The following is a 17,281-nucleotide window of genomic DNA, read 5'->3' on the forward strand; positions in this document are numbered from 1 at the left end:
ATTCCTAACGAAAGTTTGGTCTCCGCCCGAAAGCTTGCTGGCGATATCTCACTCTTGTCGGCCGGCCGGTTTCACGCCGCGTCGCTGATCGAGCGCAGATTGGCGACGAGATCGGAGAACCTGTCCCCTTGGACGATGACATGGGCGCGCAGCCGGTCCGACGCCGCGATCTCGTCGCCGGCGACGATGGCGGCGACGATGGCCTCGTGTTCGGCCAGGGATTGCCCCAGCCGGTGACGCGCTCTCAGCTGCATCCGCCGGAACGGGGTCAGGCGCCGGTGGAGAAGCCGCGCCTGCTCGCACAGGAAGTCGTTGCGGCAGGCGCGGTAGATCACCGTGTGGAAGACGTAATTCTCCTGGTAGTAGGTCTCGGGGTCCTCTTCGGCCGCCGCCGCCGCGCAGGCGGCGAGCGCCTGTTTCAAGGCGGTCTCGTCGGCCGCGATCAGCCGGCGGGCGGCGAGCCGGCCGCACGAGGCCTCGATCTCGGCCATCGTCTCGAACATCGCGACGAGCAATTCCGGATCGGGCGCGCTGACGATGGCGCCCCGGCGCGGCTTGATCTCCACGAGGCCGGTCATCGCCAGCTGCAGCAACGCCTCGCGGATCGGCGTGCGCGAGACGCCGAAGCGCTCGGCCAGCTCGGTCTCGTCGAGGCGGGAGCCGATGGCCAGCCGACCATCCACGATCTCCGTCTCGATCGTCTGCCTGAGGCTGAGCGATCGGGTCATGGCGTTCCCGTCCCTATAGGTCATGAAATTCGCTGCGATCCATTATTCAATGTCGTTGACAAAATATACAAGACATAGTTCGTTGGTATATCGAATGCGCGTTGCAGTATAAATGTTGCGCCGCAAAACAGCGAGACCACAAAGGTCCGCCCGGGAGAGACGCCATGACGTTGACACGCCGCGCCCTCGTCGCATCCGGCCTCGCCGCCCCCGCTATCCTGTCGATGGGGCTGAAGGCCAAGGCGGCGACGACCCTGAAAATCTCGCACCAGTTCCCCGGCGGTACCATCGACGAGGGCGACTTCCGCGACCGCATGTGCCGCAAGTTCGCCGCTCTCCTGGCCGAGCGCTCGAAGGGCGCGCTGGAGGTGCAGGTCTATCCTGGCTCGTCGCTGATGAAGACGAACGCCCAGTTCGGCGCCATGCGCAAGGGTGCCCTCGATATGAGCCTCTACCCGTCGCCCTATGCGGGCGGCGAGGTTGCGGAGATGAATATCGGCCTGATGCCGGCGCTCGTGAGTTCCTACGAGCAGGCCGTCGCCTGGAAGAAGGCGCCGGTCGGCCGGAAGATCACCGAGATCCTCGATTCGAAGGGCATCCTCCTCGTCTCCTGGGTCTGGCAATCGGGCGGCGTCGCCAGCCGCGAGCGTCCCCTCTACGCTCCGGCGGACGCCAAGGGCCTCAAGGTCCGTGGCGGCTCGCGCGAGATGGACCTGATGATGAAGCAGGCGGGTGCTGCAACCCTGTCGATCCCGTCGAGCGAATCCTACGCCGCCATGCAGACCGGCGCCTGCGATGCGGTGATCACCTCGTCCACCAGCCTGATCTCGTTCCGCCTGGAAGAATTGTCGAAATCCCTGACGTCCGGCCGCGAGCGCTCCTACTGGTTCATGCTCGAGCCGATCATGATGTCGAAGATCGCCTTCGAGCGTCTGCCCAAGGACCAGCAGGATCTCATCATGGCGATCGGCGCCGAACTCGAACCCTTCGGCCAGGCCGGTGCCAAGGCGGACGACACAAAGGTCGAGGAGATCTTCACCAAGGCCGGAGCCAAGGTCCAGAACCTCGACGAGAAGACGCTGGGCCAGTGGCGCGACATCGCCCGTGAGACCGCCTGGAAGGACTTCGCGGGCAAGTCGGCCAGCTGCGCCGAGCTCCTCAAGCTGGCGGAGCAGGTGTCGTGAGCCACGCCTTCGACGCGGCCTCGGCCGCTTCAGAGACCGCCGCGGCCGCGCCCGAGCCCCGGATCCCCGGGATTCTCGGGCATCTCGACAGGGGGATGAAGGCCATCAACCGGGTGATCATGCTGCTCGGCGGCATCGCCCTGGTCTGCGCCTGCCTCGTGCTCAGCTACAGCGTGGTCGTGCGCTACGCTTTGCACGAGCCCACCGATTGGCAGGACGAGATGGCGGTGTTCCTCATCGTGGGGGCCACCTTCTTCTCCGCCGCCGCCGTGCAGGCCAAGCGCGGCCACGTGGCGATCGAGGCCCTGAGCGGCCTGCTCTCGCCCCGCGTGAACCGGGCCCGCCTGCTGATGGCCGACATCATCAGCATCGTGTTCGTCACCTTCTTCGCCTGGAAGAGCTGGACGCTGCTGCACGAGGCCTGGGTCGACGGGCAGGTCTCGCAATCCTCCTGGGGGCCGCCCCTGTGGATTCCCTACGCGCTCATGGCGATCGGCATGAGCTTCCTCGGCCTGCAATTCCTGCTGCAGATCGTCGAGGCGCTCACCTACGGCCCGCGCGCGGCGGGCTGGGCCAACCCGAAGGTCGGCCTCGGTGCCGATCTCAACAAGACTCCTCTGAAGACGGGCAACCACCCATGAGCGTCGCGGCCATCGGCTTCCTCTATGCGGGCGCGACGCTCAGCGCGATGCTCGCCGGTATCCCCATCGCCTTCGCCCTGGGCTTCGTCGCCCTGGCCTTCATGTTCTTCTTCATGCCCGGCGCCTCCCTCGATACGGTGGCGCAGAACGTCTACGAGGAAATGGCCTCCATAACCCTGCTGTCGATCCCGCTCTTCATCCTGAAGGGCGCGGCCATCGGCCGGTCCAAGGCGGGGCAGGACCTCTACTCGGCCATGCATGCCTGGATGCACAAGATCCCGGGCGGCCTCGGCATCGCCAACGTCTTCGCCTGCGCGCTGTTCGCCGCCATGGCGGGGTCTTCGCCCGCCACCTGCTCGGCCATCGGCTCGGCGGGCATTCCGGAGATGAGGAAGCGCGGCTACTCGCCGGGTTTCGCCGCCGGCATCATCGCGGCGGGCGGAACCCTCGGCATCCTGCTGCCGCCCTCCATCACCATGATCCTCTACGCGGTCGCCGCCGAGCAGTCGCTGGGCCGTCTGTTCCTCGCCGGCATCGGGCCGGGCCTGCTGCTGGTCGGTCTGTTCGCCGCCTGGTCGGTCTATCGCTTCCGCTCGGAATACGCCGCCGCGAAAGACGCCTACGAGCGCCACGGCACCGCCTCGGCGATCCTGGCCGAGGACACCTACAGCATGCGCCAGCGCTTCTCGACGCTGCCGCGCGTGCTGCCCTTCGTGATCTTGCTCACCGGCGTGATGGTGGCACTCTATGGCGGCTACGCTACGCCCTCGGAGACGGCCGGCCTCGGCGGCCTTCTGGCGCTCGGCCTCATCGCGGTCATCTACGGCGTCTGGCGCCCAAAAGACGTGACCCCGATCCTCGCGGCGACCCTGCGGGAATCCACCATGCTGATGCTCATCATCGGCATGTCGCTGCTCTACGCCTACGTGATGAGCTACCTGCACATCTCCCAATCGGCGGCGGCCGCCATCGTGGCGATGCAGCTGTCCAAGTGGGTACTGCTGGTGACGATCCTCGGCCTCGTGATCCTGCTCGGCTTCTTCCTGCCGCCGGTCTCGATCATCCTGATGACGGCGCCGATCATCCTACCACCGTTGAAGGCCGCCGGGTTCGACCTCGTCTGGTTCGGCGTGGTGATGACCATCACCATGGAGATGGGGCTCATCCACCCGCCGGTGGGCCTCAACATCTTCGTCATCAAGAACATCGCCCCCGACATCCCGCTGAAGGACATCATCTGGGGCACGCTGCCCTTCGTGATCCTGATGGCCGTGGCGATCCTGATCCTCTGCCTCGTCCCCGGCATCGCCATGTGGCTGCCGAACTGGCTCCTGCCTTCGACGCGGTGACGGAGACAACCACACGGCCCTCTTCCACACGGCCCCCTTCCCCTGCCCATCCCAGGGGAAGGGGGCCGTGCCGTACGCCAAGAGTTGAGGCGGCGAAACCGGCGTGCCGTCAGAGCCGCTCGGCCACGAAGGCCTCCGCCTCCGGCGAGGTCTCCGTCGATTCGGTGCGCAGCAGGCCGATGACCTCGGCGGCGTCCTTGGCCACGAGGTAGTTCAGCTCCAGCCCCTCGCGGATGAAGCCCTGGTCGCGCATGTGATCCAGGAGGGTCAGCAGCGGCGTCCAGAAATCGGCGATCGAGAGCAGCAGGATCGGCTTCTTGTGCTGGCCGAGCTGCGCCCATGTGAGCTGCTCCACGAGTTCTTCCAGGGTACCGATGCCGCCGGGCAAAGCGACGAAGGCGTCGGACCGCTCGAACATCAGCCGCTTGCGGGTATGCATGTCGCCGACGACGATGGTCTCCTGGATGGCGTCCAGCATCCGCTCGCGCGATTTCAGGAAGTCCGGGATGATGCCGGTGACATGGCCGCCGGCATCGAGCACCGCCTGAGCCACCGTGCCCATCAGCCCCACATTGCCGCCGCCATAGACGAGGCCGAGCCCGGCTTCCGCCAGGGAGCGGCCAAGCGCCGCCGCGGCCTCGGCGAAGACCGGGTCGCCCCCGAAGCCCGAGCCGCAATAGACGCAGACGTTTTTCACCGGGGCCATGCCGAGCCTCCCCCGATGAGGGGCAGGGAGGCGCCATCCAGGGGCCAAACTGCTGATTTCGTGAATGATCCCGCCTTTCGGGGGGAAGCGCGATTTGGTGTTGAGATCATGTCGGCTAGTATGTCGCCATCAATCGACGTTTTGTCGACAGCCAGAGTCGAAACCCGACGATGTTATCTGCCGCAAAGTCGAGGGATTTGAAGAGCGGGGGTGCCATGACGGCGCAGTGGCGGCGAGGCCTGATTCTCGCGGGCGGCGGCCTGCTGGCCGGATTCGCCCTGGTCGTCGTGCTGTTCGGCACCGGCGAGATGTTCAAGCTCGCGCAGGGCGACAAGCAGCCCGTCGCCGCGGCGACGTCGCCTCGGACGAAGGAGACCAGCACGCCCGAATCGCGGGCGGCGGAATCTCCCGCCGCTCCCGGCTCGCCGGTGACGCCTCCGGCGCGCCGCGATGAGGGGGCTTCGACGACGCCGGGAAAGTCGTCGGCGGGGGGAAGAGGCGCCACCGGGCAGACGGGCAACCCGCCCGCCGCGCAGGATCAGGCGCAGGCTCCGACCTTCGACATCATCCGCGTCGAGCCGACGGGCGAGACCGTGATCGCCGGTCGCGGAACCCCCAACACCACCGTCGAGATGCTGCGCGACAACCACCCGATTGCCCGTGCGCTCATCGACCCGTCCGGCCAGTTTGCCATCGTCCCGCCTGCGCTCCCCGCCGGTAGCAGCGAGATCACCCTGAGTTCGATCGGGGCCGACGGCCAGGGTCGGCAGGCGCGGGAGACCGTCATGGTGGTGGTCTCCGCCGACCGTACCACCAAGCCCCTCATCGCCCTGACGTCCCCCGACAAACCCACCGTCGTCCTGTCGCAGCCGGATCGTCCGGTGGATGCGGCCTCGGCCAAGGTGGCCGGCGGCGGTCCGAAGGGCGCCGGTGCGGACAAGTCCGGCGGCACGGCCAGGGCCCCGGGCGATCCAACTCAGGCGAATGGCGCGGTTGCCGCCAAGCCTGAAGCGGCCGGTCCCGACTCGTCCGGCGCGCCGAAGCCGGATGCCGTGCCGGTGAAGGTCGTCAGTGTCGATGCGGAGGAGGGCGGACGCCTCTTCGTCACCGGGCAGGCGCCGGCCGGTGCCACCGTCCGCCTCTACATCAACGACGCCCAGATCGCGCCCGGCAGCGTCGGCGCCGACGGGCGGGTCTCGTTCACGATCGGGCGCGGGGTCGCCCCCGGCGATTACCGGATCCGCATCGATCAGGTGGATCCCGTCTCGGGCAAGGTGAAGAACCGGTCCGAAGTCGCCTTCTCCATGCCGCATGCGGCAAAGCCCGTGGTCGGTCCGGTACAGGACGCGCCGCCGACTCTCGCGGCCAAGCCTTCGCCGAGCGCCGCGCCGGCGGCGAGGCTGCATGCCAAATCCTCGCCGGTTCTTGCCTCGTCCCTCGGTCGCCCGATCCAGGGGGCACCCCAGAATGCCTCGCCGAGCGCGCCGGCCTCTGCCATGACGATGGGCCGGTCGCAGCCGAGCCCGACAACGGACGAAGCCGGCGCGAGAGCGGTGTCGGCCCTGGCGATCCAGCCCTCGTCCGCGCCTCAAAGCGTGTTCGTGCCGGAGATCAACACCGCCCGGATCACCCGCGGCGACAGCCTCTGGGAGATCAGCCGGCGCGTCTACGGCAGGGGGACCCGATACACGGTGATCTTCGACGCCAACCAGCCGCAGATCCGCAACCCCGACCTGATCTATCCCGGCCAGATCTTCGTCGTCCCGTCCGAGAGCGCCTCCACGCTGCCGCAGGACAAGCGACGCAGCTGAGCCGCGACCGCGCATCCTGCATCCCGGCCCTGCACCGCCGGGCGACTGTCTGGAACGGTTCGAGGGACTATATCGGGGGCTGAATTCGACCGCTCCCGGTCCCGCTGCCCGAGTTTGCCTGAATGAGCACCGATCCCACCTCCGCGGCGGGCGGCGGCACGACGCCGCCCGAGCGCCCCGGCCTGTTCGCCACCTATCGGCGCCTGTGGCCCTATCTCTGGCCCCATACCCGGCCGGACCTGCAGCGGCGCGTCTTCCTCGCCTTCGGCCTCCTCCTGGTCGCCAAGTTCGTGACGATGCTGACGCCCTTCACCTTCAAATGGGCGACCGACGCCCTCGTGGCGGCGGTGGGGGACAAGGACGGACTCGGCGCCACGCTCCCCACGGGCCTGTTCGCGGCACCGATGCTGATGATCGGGCTCTACGGCCTGTCGCGGGTGATCATGGCCGTGCTCACCCAGGTGCGCGACGGACTCTTCGCCAAGGTGGCGATGCATGCGGTGCGCCGCCTCGCGCTCCAGACCTTCGAGCACATGCACCGGCTCTCCCTGCGCTTCCACCTGGAGCGCAAGACCGGCGGCCTCACCCGCGTGCTGGAGCGCGGGCGCGGCGGCATCGAGGAACTCTCTCGCCTGATGGTGCTGACGCTGGTCCCCACCATCGTCGAGTTCCTCCTCGTCATCGGCGTCCTCGCCTACGAGTTCGACTGGCTCTATTCGTTCGTCGTCTTCGTCATGGTGGCGGCCTATCTCGCCTTCACATGGAAGGCGACGCAATGGCGGATCGAGATCCGCCGGCGGATGAACAACTCGGATACCGACGCCAACTCCAAGGCCGTCGATTCCCTGCTGAATTTCGAGACGGTGAAGTATTTCGGCGCCGAACGGCGCGAGGCCGAGCGCTACGACGGCTCCATGGCCAAATACGAGAAGGCCTCGACCCAGACCTACGTCTCGCTCGCCGTGCTCAATGCCGGCCAGGCCCTGATCTTCACCATCGGTATGACGGTGGTGATGTGGCTCGCCGCGCGGGACATCATGGCCGGCCGCACGACGCTCGGCGGGTTCGTCCTCGTCAACACGATGCTGGTGCAGCTCTCCATGCCGCTCAACTTCATGGGCATGATCTACCGCGAGATCAAACAGGCGCTCATCGACATCGACGACATGTTCCAGATCCTGCATCGCAACCCCGAGATCGCCGACAGGCCGGGCGCGAAACCCCTCGCCGTGTCGGACGGCGTGGTCCGGTTCGAAGATGTCCGCTTCGCCTACGACCCGGCACGACCGATCCTGCGCGGCGTCAGCTTCGAAGTGCCGGCCGGGCGGACCATCGCCATCGTCGGTCCCTCGGGGGCCGGCAAATCGACCCTGTCGCGGCTTCTGTTCCGGTTCTACGAGCCGCAATCCGGCCGCATCCTCATCGACGGGCAGGACATCGCCGGGGTCGAACAGGGCAGCCTTCGGGCCGCCATCGGCATGGTCCCGCAGGACACCGTCCTGTTCAACGACACGATCGGTTACAACATCCGCTACGGTCAATGGGACGCGAGCGACGGGGAGGTCCGCGAGGCCGCTCGTCTCGCCCAGATCGACCGCTTCGTCTCCTCCCTGCCGGAGGGCTACGATACGCCGGTGGGCGAGCGCGGGCTGAAGCTGTCGGGCGGCGAGAAACAGCGCGTCGCCATTGCGCGCACGATCCTCAAAGGGCCGCCGATCCTGGTCCTCGACGAGGCGACCTCGGCCCTCGATTCCTTCACCGAGCGCGAGATCCAGGACGCGCTCGACAAGGTGAGCCGTGGCCGCACCACCCTCGTCATCGCCCACCGCCTGTCGACGGTGGTCAATGCGGACGAGATCATCGTCCTCGACCGGGGTGTGATCGTCGAGCGCGGCGACCATCAGAGCCTGCTCGATCTCGGCGGTGTCTATGCCTCCCTGTGGAGCCGTCAGCGCGAGGCCGACGAGGCCCGCGAGATTCTCAAGAGGGCGGAGGAGCGGCGGGCCGAGGAGGAAGTGTCACCCTCCGATGTGCAGGCCAATCCTCAACCGATGAGGCCTGTCGTTCCGGAGCCGATGCCCGCCGAATAGGGCATCGGCAATAGGGCATCGGCAAGGGGACATGGCCATGCGCGATCATGGGTGGTCGTATCCACGATGCGATGACTGTTCAGGAGGGGGCGCGGTAAGAAACTCTATTGACCAGTATTTCATGCCGGCGTGTGCCGCTCATTAACTACCTGAGCCGAATGGTCTTGACCGGCATGGTCGCTACGATATTTTACGTGAAATATTACGTAAAAGGCGCGGCAACATGGTGCTTCCCGAAGATATCCGCGACACGCTCAAGAGCGTCGCGGCTCTGGCCGAAGTGGTCGACAGTCTCGGAGAAGACGACAACCTGTTCGACAGAGGCCTGGACTCGTTCGGTTCGGTCCAGCTGATGCTCGCGCTCGAAGAACGCTACAACATCGAGTTCCCCGACAACCTCCTCAACCGGCGCTCCTTCTCCACCATCCGCATCATCGGCGAGACGGTGAGCAAGCTGACCGTTTCGGCAGCCGCATGACCGACATCGCCATCCGCGCCAAGCGGGTCGCTTCTGTCGCTGCCCTCCATGCCGACGACGTCGACCGTCAGGCCCGCTTTCCCGCCGAGGCGGTGACGGCTCTCAAGGCGGAGCGCCTGATCGGGATGCAGATCCCCATGCAGTTCGGCGGCGAAAGCGCGAGCCTGTCGCAGATCGCCGAGGTCTGCTTCACCCTGTCCCAGGCCTGTTCCGCTGCGGCGATGGTCTTCGCCATGCACCAGATCAAGGTCGCGAGCCTCGTCTCGCACGGCCTCGACAGCGAGTGGCATTGCACCCTGATGGAAAGGGTGGCGCGCGATCAGCTCCTCTTCGCCTCGGCCACCACCGAGGGCGGCATCGGCGGCGACCTGCGCAACAGCCTCTGCGCGGTCGAGACGGCGGGCGACGTGTTCCATTTCGCCAAGGACGCCACCGTCATCTCCTATGGTGCCCATGCCGACGTGATCCTCGCCACCGGTCGCCGTCATCCGGAGGCGGCCTCGTCGGATCAGGTCCTCGTGGCCTTGATGAAGGGACAGATGTCCCTGGAGCGCACGAGCACCTGGGATACGCTCGGCATGCGCGGCACCTGCAGCGACGGGTTCAAGCTGGAAGCCCGCGACGTGCCGGTGGCGCAGATCCTGCCCAAGCCCTTCGCCGAGATCGCGGCGCAATCCATGCTCGCCTGGTCGCACCTGCTCTGGAGCAGCGTCTGGTTCGGCATCGCCAGCCATGCCCTCGACAGGGCCAGGGCCTATGTCCAGGGCGAAGCCCGGCGTCGGCCGGGCCAGGTTCCGCCCGGCGCCCTGCGTTTGGCCGAAGCCGCCAACGAACTCCAGGCCATGAAGGCGACGGTGATCGCCGCCCTCAAGCGCTACGAGGCGGCGCAGGGCGACGCCGACGAACTCGGCTCAATCGGGTTCGCCGTCATGCTCAACAACGTCAAGACGACGATCTCCGACAAGGCGGTCGACATCGTCCAGCGCGCGCTGGGGATCGTCGGGCTCTCCGGCTACAAGAACGGCACTCCCTTCAGCCTCGGCCGGCAACTCCGCGACGTGCTGTCGGCGCCGCTGATGATCAACAACGACCGCATCCTCGCCAATACCGCAAACCTCCTGCTCGTGCAGAAGGGCGGGGCGCAGCTTCTGAGCGCATGATGGACCAGCTTCCCGCCCGCGATCCCGTGTCCGGGCCGCGCTCCCTGCTGGACCGGCTCTTCGACCAGGGCCTCCTCATTCGCACCGGCGTCGATGGGCTCTATGGGCGCAGCGGCGAGTTCGAGAGCGTGGTGGAGGCCGTGGACCGGATCGCCACCCGGCTCGGCGCCAGCGACGGGGCCGAATCCCTGCGCTTTCCGCCCGGCATGAGCCGGCCGGCCTTCGAGCGTAGCGGCTATCTCAAGGGGTTTCCGAACCTCGCCGGCACCATCCACTGCTTCTGCGGAAACGACGCCGACCATGCCCGGCTGCTGGCCTGTATCGAGGCCGGCACCGACTGGACCGGCGGCCAGGCCGCCAGCGAGATCGTGCTGACGCCCGCCGCCTGCTACCCGCTCTACCCGGTGGCCGCCGCGCGCGGGGCGCTGCCCGAAGGCGGGCTGCTGTTCGACCTGCAATCCTACTGCTTCCGCCACGAGCCCTCGCTGGAGCCGACGCGGATGCAGATGTTCCGCATGCGCGAATACGTGCGCATGGGCAGTCCCGATCAGGTTCTCGCCTTCCGCGAGCTCTGGCTGGAGCGCGGCACCGCGATGATGCGCGAACTCGGCCTACCGATCGCGGTGGACCCGGCCAACGATCCGTTCTTCGGCCGCGCCGGGCGCATGCTCGCCAACAACCAGCGCGCCCAGGGGCTGAAATTCGAGCTGAACGTGCCGGTCAACAGCGAGGACAAGCCCACCGCCTGCCTCAGTTTCAACTACCACCAGGACCATTTCGGCACGATCTGGGATATCCGGCAGGCCGATGGCGAGGTGGCGCACACCGCCTGCGTCGGGTTCGGGCTGGAGAGGATCACCCTGGCGCTGCTCCGCCATCACGGCCTCGACATCGAGGCGTGGCCGGACGTCGTGCGCGACCGGCTCTGGGGCTAGAAGGTGTCCGCCACCGCCCTCCGCGAAGAGGCTTCGGACCCGTCGCCATCCGCCTCCCATGCCCTTCATGGCTCCGACCGGATCTGGCCGGAGACGAACTGCTACGTCGATCTCTGGATCGAGCTGCTGCACGGCCGGGGGCTCGTGCCGGAAGCCATGCTCGGCTTCACCCTGCGGCAGGATTTCGAAGGCGACCAGTTCACCTTCTTCAAGCCTCCGCCCGGCGACATCGAACGGCTCTACGGATTGTCGATCCAGGAACTCGCGATCTTCGAGAGCCTGGAGGCGCATGTCGGCGTGCAGGTCGCGCGCGGATGCCCGGTCCTCGTGGAAGTGGACGCGATCCACCTGCCCGACACAGTCGGCACTACCTATGGCCGCGAGCATGGCAAGACCACGATCGGGATCCTCGGCCTCGACGCGGGCGAGCGCACGCTCGACTACCTCCACAATGCCGGCCGCTTCCGTCTGCAGGGCGCCGATTACGACGGCATCTTCACCGCCGGAATCCTTTTCCCCTATGCCGAGTTCGTGAAGCCGGTCGGCCCGCCGCTCACGCCGGACGACCTGCCGCGTGCCGCCCTCGACCTGCTGCGCCATCACCGGCGCTTCGCGCCACGGACCAATCCGATCCTCGCTTTCCGGGATGCCCTGGCGGAGCGGGCGGAGGTGCTGGTGCAGAACCCGCTCAGCGTCTTCCACGGCTACGCCTTCAACACGACTCGCCAGGTCGGAGCCAATTTCGAGCTTCTCGGCAGCCATCTCGCCTGGCTCGACAGCCATGGCGTTGCCGACATGGCTTCCGGCTCGGAACTGGCGCAAAAGCTCGCGGCGGAAGCCAAGGCCTTCCAGTTCCAGCTGGCGCGCGCCTTCGGCCGGCGTAACGCCGCGGGTCTCTGCCAACGCCTCGACGGGCTGGCTAGAACCTACGATGCGGTCTTTGCCGCCCTCGACCGCGCGCTGTCCTGAGAGGCATCGCGGTGGCGCGTATCCTCGCCGTCGACGGCGTGCCGGCCCTCAACGTCGAGGGACCTTGGCACCTGGTGGTGACGCCGTCGAACGCCTGCGCGACACCCCGCGACCTGCCGGGCGAGGGATGGATCGCGGCCCGCGTGCCCGGCACGGCGGCGGCCTCCTTGCGCGAGGACGGGCTCTGGTCCGAGGCGGCACCGACGCCGCTCCACGAGTCCGATGTCTGGTATCGGGCCACTCTCTCCGGCACCGGCCGCGAGCGACTGCGCTTCGAGGGGCTGGCGACACTCAGTGAGATCTGGATCGACGGGGTGCTCGCTGGTACCGGCCGCTCGATGTTCCTGGCCCGGGAGGTCGAGGTGGATCTCTCGGGCGAGACCGAGATTGCCCTCTGCTTCCGCTCGCTTTCTGCCGACTTGGCGCGCCCGCACAAGCGTGGCCGCTGGCGACCGCTCCTGGCGGCGCCGGGCTCGCTGCGCCATGTCCGCACCAGCCTGCTCGGCTTCATGCCGGGCTGGTGCCCGTCCATCGACAGCGTCGGCCCCTATCGCGCCGTTACGCGCAAAGTTCTTCGCGGGGGCGACGTGGATATCGCGTCCGTCGATCTGCGCACGGCCCTCGATGGCGGGACGGGACGCCTCACCGTGCGGATCGAACTCGACGGCGTGGCGGAGGGACCGGCGTTCCTGATCTGCGACGGCCGCGAAGTCGCCCTTCGTCAGGTCGCCCCCGGAGGGTTCGAGGGCGAACTCCTGTTGCCGGACATCGCCCCGTGGTGGCCCCACACCCATGGCGAGCCGAGGCTTCACGCGGTTGAAGTTCTTGTCGCGGGCAGGCGCATCGATCTCGGCCGCGTCGGCTTCCGCACCATCGCCCTGACCCGCCCGTTCGAGGAGGGGTTGAGCCTCGCGATCAATGGCGTGCCGGTTTACTGCCGCGGCGCCTGCTGGACGCCGCCCGACCTCGTCGGTCTGCCCACCGACCGCAACACCTGTCGGCCCCTTCTCGAACTGGCGCGGGAGGCCGGCATGAACATGCTGCGCGTGCCGGGCATCACGCTCTATGAAGCTTCGGCTTTCCACGATCTCTGCGACGAACTCGGCATCCTGGTCTGGCAGGATCTGATGCTGGCTAATTTCGATTATCCGACCGACGATCCCGCCTTCCGCGAAATCCTCGTCGAGGAGATCACGCAGTTCCTCGACCGCACGCAGACCTCGCCCTCGCTCTGCGTGCTGTCGGGCGGAAGCGAGGTCTGGCAGCAGGCGGCGATGCTCGGTTTCCCGCGCACGGTCTGGGCCGGCAGCTTCGTCACGGAGGCGCTTCCCGATCTGGTGGCCAAGACCAGGCCCGACCTCGTCGTGGTGCCCAACTCCCCCTCGGGCGGCGATCTACCCTTCTCCACCTCCGCCGGGGTGACGCATTATTACGGCGTCGGCGCCTATCGCCGTCCGTTCGAGGATGCCCGCCGGGCCGAGGTCGGGTTCGCCTCCGAATGCCTCGCCTTCGCCAACGTGCCGGACGCCGCGACCCTCGCCGAATGCGACCTCACCGATCTCGCGTCACCCCGCTGGATGGCGGGAATCCCCCGCGACCGGGGGGCGGATTGGGATTTCGAGGGCGTGCGCGACCATTACGTGGCGACGCTGTTCGGTACCGATCCCGAACGGCTCCGCCGGGAGAATCCCGAGCGCTACCTCGCGCTCGGCCGCGCGGCGAGCGGCGCGTGCATGGAGGCGGTGTTCGCGGAATGGCGCCGGGCGCGCTCGCCCAATGCCGGCGGGCTCGTCTGGTTTTTCCGCGATCTCGCGCCGGGGGCGGGATGGGGCCTCGTCGACTGCCTCGGGCGTCCGAAACCCGCCTGGTACGCCCTCAAGCGCGCGTTCAGGCCTGTGCAGGTCACCCTGTCCGACGAAGGCTTGAACGGACTCCATGTCCATGTCCACAACGAGACGGCGCAGCGGCTCGATGCGACCCTCCGCCTCGCCTTCACCGATGCGGGCGGCCGGGTGGTCGTCGGGGCCGAGCGGGTGATCGAGGTCGGCCCGCGCGGCTCCGCCTCATGGTCCTCGGCGGACCTGCTGGGGCGCTTCTTCGACGCCACCCATGCCTATCGGTTCGGGCCGCCGGCCCATAGCCTCGGCCATGCGAGCCTCACCGAAACGGGCACCGGCGCGGTGATCGCCGAAGCGTTTCACTACCCGCAGGGGCGGGATTCCGAACCGCGTGATCTCGGTCTCGGCGCCGAACTCATCGCCGATGAATCCGGCTGGGCGCTCCGGATCGCCACCGGACTGCATGCCCTCGATGTCCAGATCGAGACCACGCTCGGACGGCCGTTGGACAATGGTTTCTCCCTCGCGCCGGCGGCGAGCCGTCTCGTGCCGCTTCTCGGCACTTCGGAGACAGCGCCCGAGCCGGCGGGACGCATCAGCGCCATCAATGGCATCGAGGTCGTGAGGTTCGGTCCGGATGGCGTTTGAGACAGTCCCTGTCGGGAGCGATGCCGCCGTGTCGCCCCTGCCGCTGAGCCCCGTCGCCTTCGACGGTCTGTTCGGCTGGTTCAGCCCGGGGATCTCGCGCCGGGGTGTCGTCCTGTGCGCCACCCACGGCTACGAGCAGCTTTCGGCGCATCGCCCCTGGCGGGCGCTCGCCGAGGGGATCGCCGCCACCGGCTGCGCCACCCTGAGCTTCGACTATCCCGGAACGGGCGATTCCTCCGACGCGGATGCCGGCAGCGTCGAGGGCCGGGTGCGGGCGATCCGCCGGGCGATCCGCCATCTCCGCGACGAGGCGGGGGTGGAGGAGATCGTCCTCGTCGGCCTGCGCCTCGGTGGAACCCTCGCGGCCCTGGCGGCGGAGGGGGAGCACGTCGACCGGCTCGTCCTGCTGGCGCCCTTCGCGACCGGGCGCGCCTATCTGCGCGAAATGAAGATGCAGTCGCGCACCATCGGGCGCCTGCCGGACGGATCGCCACTGCCGCAGGAGGAGGGCTGCCTCACCGTGGGCGGATTCCATCTCGGTCCCGCTCTCGCCGCCGAACTCTCCGTCATCGACCTCACCAAGGCCGAGCGGGCACCGGCTCCCGACATCCTGCTCGTCGGGGCTGAGGCCGGCGGGCTCGGCCCCCGTTACGCGGCGCTGGGGGCGCGGGTGACGACGCGGCCCTTTCCCGGCCTCGCCGCCCTCGTCGCCAACCCGCTCTATGCCGAGACGCCGTACGAGGTGTTCTCGGCGGTGATCGCTTCCGTCGCCGAAGGGGCGCAGCCCCGTCCCGTCCCGGCCGCCGCGCTCCCGCCGCTCCCAGCCGATCCGATCCGGGGGGACGGCTGGTGGGAGGAGCCCTCGCGGTTCGGCCCGTCTCTGTTCGGCATCCTCTGCCATCCGCGCGACGTGGAAGCGGCGCGGCCGATGGTGCTCTTCGTCAATGCGGGCACCAACGTGCATTCCGGCTGGGGGCGGCAGACGACCACGCTCGCGCGACGTCTCGCCGGCCAGGGCTTTCCGTCCCTGCGCATGGACCTGCGCGGCATCGGCGACAGTCCGAACCGACCGGGCGGTGCGTCTCCCCTCTACAGCCTCGACGCGCTCGACGATGTCCGCGCCGCCCTCGACCGTCTTGAGACCGTTCGATCTGGTCCGATCGTCATCGTGGGCGCCTGCAGCGGGGCCTATCTCGCCTTCCGGGCCGTCTGCCGCGAGGAGAGGCTGAAGGGCGGGGTGCTGGTCAACCCCTATTGCTTCGACTGGAACCCGGCGGACGACGTGGATAGCGTCATCCGCAACGTGTTCCGGAACGCCTCGACCTATGCCGGCCTGCTGAAGCAGGGAGTCGCATGGCGACGCCTCGCGCGCGGCGAGATCCGCGTCGGCGCCATTGCGCGGGCGATCACCCGGGCCGCCATCGGGCGGGTGGGTAAGCGGCTCGCCCTCCTGCTCCGGCCCCGCCCTGCCGGCGGAAGCGTGGCGCAGCGCATCGCCGCCCTGCGCCGGCGCGGTGCCCATCTCGAACTCGTCTACAGCGCGGGCGATCGCGGCCTCGCCGCCCTGCACGAGGCGCTCGGCCGCTCCCCCGCGAGGATGGCCCGCCGCCTCGGCGGCCCGGTGACGATCATCGAGGGGGCGGATCACGACCTCAGCCCGGCCGCGGCGCAGGCGCGGATGACCGAGGTGCTCGAGCGGCTGCTCGCGCGCCTGCGCTGAAGCCCGTATCGCCGCGTCCCTCCGCGACGGGTATGATCGCCGGAGCCAACGGAGCCTCCGCGTGACCTTGCCCGATCCGACGCACTCCCCCGCGATCCGCGACCGCGCCCGCGGCGCTTTCCTCGGCCTCGCGATCGGCGACGCCCTCGGCGCCACCCTGGAATTCAGCCGCCGGGATACGCTTCCGCATCACACCGAGATGACCGGCGGCGGCCCGTTCGATCTTGAGGCCGGTCAATGGACCGACGATACCAGCATGGCTCTGGCGCTTGCCGAGAGCCTGCTTCAGGCCGGACCTTTCGACCCTCACGACCTCGCCACCCGTTTCGTCGCGTGGTGGAAACAGGGCGCCTATTCCTGCACCGACGCCTGTTTCGACATCGGCCTGACGACGCGGGACGCCCTGGCCCGGTTCGTCGAGACCGCCCGAGCCGAGTCCGGCTCCACCGATCCGGACACCGCCGGCAACGGCTCTCTGATGCGGCTCGCCCCCGTCGCCCTCGTCACTCTGCGCGATCCCCGCGAGGCCGAACGGATCGCCGAGGCGCAGAGCCGGACCACCCACGGCGCGCAGGAGGCCGTCGAGGCCTGCACCTATTTCGTCCAGCTCCTCCGTGGTGCGATTCTCGGCGAGGCGGATAGTCTGCGTCCGCGCACCGTCGGCGGCTCTGCCACATCGGCCATCGGGGCGATCGCCCGTGGCTCATGGCGCGGGAAGACACGGGCCGGGATCCGTTCGTCCGGCTACGTGATCCACACGCTGGAGGCGGCCCTCTGGGCGGTCGGCAGCACCGAGACCTTCGAGGACGCGCTGATCCTGGCCGTCAATCTGGGCGAGGACGCCGATACGGTCGGCGCCGTCACCGGCCAGCTCGCGGGCGCCCTCTACGGCGCCTCGGCGATCCCCGAACGCTGGCTCCGGCCCCTGGCCTGGCGCGAGCGGATCGTCGATCTCGCCGACGCCCTGGTGGCGAAAGCCTGATCCCGGGCGCATCGCGCGTTGCCGTCATGATCCGCGTATGAA

General features: G+C 68.3%; 14 protein-coding genes. 12 read left to right on the top strand and 2 right to left on the bottom strand.

Translation table 11 applies throughout. The features are described from left to right. Positions 1 to 71: 71 nt before the first annotated feature. On the bottom strand, positions 72 to 728 hold the full coding sequence (locus tag ASF34_RS12540; RefSeq protein WP_056162036.1) for a GntR family transcriptional regulator: 657 nt from the start codon (positions 726 to 728) through the stop codon (positions 72 to 74). Positions 729 to 892: 164 nt separating this feature from the next. On the opposite strand from ASF34_RS12540, the gene dctP reads away from it, so the two are divergent. The 3 genes from dctP to ASF34_RS12555 are packed head-to-tail and all read left to right on the top strand — an operon-like array spanning position 893 to position 3,902. Further along, on the top strand, positions 893 to 1,912 hold the full coding sequence (dctP, locus tag ASF34_RS12545) for a TRAP transporter substrate-binding protein DctP (protein WP_056161430.1): 1,020 nt from the start codon (positions 893 to 895) through the stop codon (positions 1,910 to 1,912). After that, positions 1,909 to 2,553: a TRAP transporter small permease gene (locus ASF34_RS12550; protein WP_018045348.1), complete on the top strand. Its 645-nt coding sequence runs from the start codon at positions 1,909 to 1,911 to the stop codon at positions 2,551 to 2,553. Before dctP ends, ASF34_RS12550 begins: the two co-directional genes overlap by 4 nt. Next, positions 2,550 to 3,902 (top strand): TRAP transporter large permease, encoded by a 1,353-nt coding sequence (locus ASF34_RS12555; protein ID WP_018045347.1) that lies wholly within the window; start codon positions 2,550 to 2,552, stop codon positions 3,900 to 3,902. The genes ASF34_RS12550 and ASF34_RS12555 overlap by 4 nt, the downstream gene beginning before the upstream one ends. Before the next feature lie 109 nt (positions 3,903 to 4,011). On the opposite strand, the gene ASF34_RS12560 is transcribed toward ASF34_RS12555, so the two are convergent. Next, complete coding sequence (locus tag ASF34_RS12560) at positions 4,012 to 4,608, bottom strand: TIGR00730 family Rossman fold protein (protein WP_056161432.1); 597 nt, start codon at positions 4,606 to 4,608, stop codon at positions 4,012 to 4,014. A gap of 215 nt (positions 4,609 to 4,823) precedes the next feature. Between ASF34_RS12560 and ASF34_RS12565 the strand changes: the two genes are divergently transcribed. The 9 genes from ASF34_RS12565 (at position 4,824) to ASF34_RS12605 (ending at position 17,239) form a co-directional block, all read left to right on the top strand. Then, a complete protein-coding gene (locus tag ASF34_RS12565) occupies positions 4,824 to 6,419 on the top strand; it encodes a LysM peptidoglycan-binding domain-containing protein (RefSeq protein ID WP_056161433.1) in 1,596 nt (531 codons plus the stop codon). Positions 6,420 to 6,541: 122 nt separating this feature from the next. Beyond that, complete coding sequence (locus ASF34_RS12570; RefSeq protein WP_056161436.1) at positions 6,542 to 8,509, top strand: ABCB family ABC transporter ATP-binding protein/permease; 1,968 nt, start codon at positions 6,542 to 6,544, stop codon at positions 8,507 to 8,509. Positions 8,510 to 8,732: 223 nt separating this feature from the next. Next, positions 8,733 to 8,987, top strand: a complete 255-nt coding sequence (locus ASF34_RS12575) for an acyl carrier protein (RefSeq protein ID WP_056161438.1) — start codon at positions 8,733 to 8,735, stop codon at positions 8,985 to 8,987. After that, entirely contained in the window at positions 8,984 to 10,147 is a 1,164-nt protein-coding gene (locus ASF34_RS12580) for an acyl-CoA dehydrogenase family protein (RefSeq protein WP_056161440.1), read from the top strand. Before ASF34_RS12575 ends, ASF34_RS12580 begins: the two co-directional genes overlap by 4 nt. After that, on the top strand, positions 10,147 to 11,082 hold the full coding sequence (locus tag ASF34_RS12585; RefSeq protein ID WP_056161444.1) for an amino acid--[acyl-carrier-protein] ligase: 936 nt from the start codon (positions 10,147 to 10,149) through the stop codon (positions 11,080 to 11,082). Before ASF34_RS12580 ends, ASF34_RS12585 begins: the two co-directional genes overlap by 1 nt. A gap of 3 nt (positions 11,083 to 11,085) precedes the next feature. After that, entirely contained in the window at positions 11,086 to 12,051 is a 966-nt protein-coding gene (locus ASF34_RS12590; protein WP_056161446.1) for a DUF1839 family protein, read from the top strand. Positions 12,052 to 12,062: 11 nt separating this feature from the next. Further along, the gene (locus ASF34_RS12595) at positions 12,063 to 14,537 is read left to right on the top strand and encodes a glycoside hydrolase family 2 protein (RefSeq protein WP_056161447.1); all 2,475 of its coding nucleotides are present in this window, start codon (positions 12,063 to 12,065) and stop codon (positions 14,535 to 14,537) included. Continuing rightward, entirely contained in the window at positions 14,527 to 16,257 is a 1,731-nt protein-coding gene (locus tag ASF34_RS12600) for an alpha/beta fold hydrolase (protein ID WP_056161449.1), read from the top strand. The genes ASF34_RS12595 and ASF34_RS12600 overlap by 11 nt, the downstream gene beginning before the upstream one ends. 61 nt (positions 16,258 to 16,318) lie before the next feature. Continuing rightward, a complete protein-coding gene (locus ASF34_RS12605) occupies positions 16,319 to 17,239 on the top strand; it encodes an ADP-ribosylglycohydrolase family protein (RefSeq protein WP_056161451.1) in 921 nt (306 codons plus the stop codon). Positions 17,240 to 17,281: the final 42 nt, after the last annotated feature.

It is taken from the genome of Methylobacterium sp. Leaf106 (assembly GCF_001422895.1).
Lineage (GTDB): Bacteria > Pseudomonadota > Alphaproteobacteria > Rhizobiales > Beijerinckiaceae > Methylobacterium > Methylobacterium bullatum.

Bases quoted from the DNA above. Each gene is read 5' to 3' on its own strand.
- ASF34_RS12540 (WP_056162036.1), bottom strand. From the start codon at position 728: ATGACCCGATCGCTCAGCCTCAGGCAGACGATCGAGACGGAGATCGTG.
- dctP (WP_056161430.1), top strand. From the start codon at position 893: ATGACGTTGACACGCCGCGCCCTCGTCGCATCCGGCCTCGCCGCCCCC.
- ASF34_RS12555 (WP_018045347.1), top strand. From the start codon at position 2,550: ATGAGCGTCGCGGCCATCGGCTTCCTCTATGCGGGCGCGACGCTCAGC.
- ASF34_RS12560 (WP_056161432.1), bottom strand. From the start codon at position 4,608: ATGGCCCCGGTGAAAAACGTCTGCGTCTATTGCGGCTCGGGCTTCGGG.
- ASF34_RS12565 (WP_056161433.1), top strand. From the start codon at position 4,824: ATGACGGCGCAGTGGCGGCGAGGCCTGATTCTCGCGGGCGGCGGCCTG.
- ASF34_RS12570 (WP_056161436.1), top strand. From the start codon at position 6,542: ATGAGCACCGATCCCACCTCCGCGGCGGGCGGCGGCACGACGCCGCCC.
- ASF34_RS12575 (WP_056161438.1), top strand. From the start codon at position 8,733: ATGGTGCTTCCCGAAGATATCCGCGACACGCTCAAGAGCGTCGCGGCT.
- ASF34_RS12580 (WP_056161440.1), top strand. From the start codon at position 8,984: ATGACCGACATCGCCATCCGCGCCAAGCGGGTCGCTTCTGTCGCTGCC.
- ASF34_RS12585 (WP_056161444.1), top strand. From the start codon at position 10,147: ATGGACCAGCTTCCCGCCCGCGATCCCGTGTCCGGGCCGCGCTCCCTG.
- ASF34_RS12600 (WP_056161449.1), top strand. From the start codon at position 14,527: ATGGCGTTTGAGACAGTCCCTGTCGGGAGCGATGCCGCCGTGTCGCCC.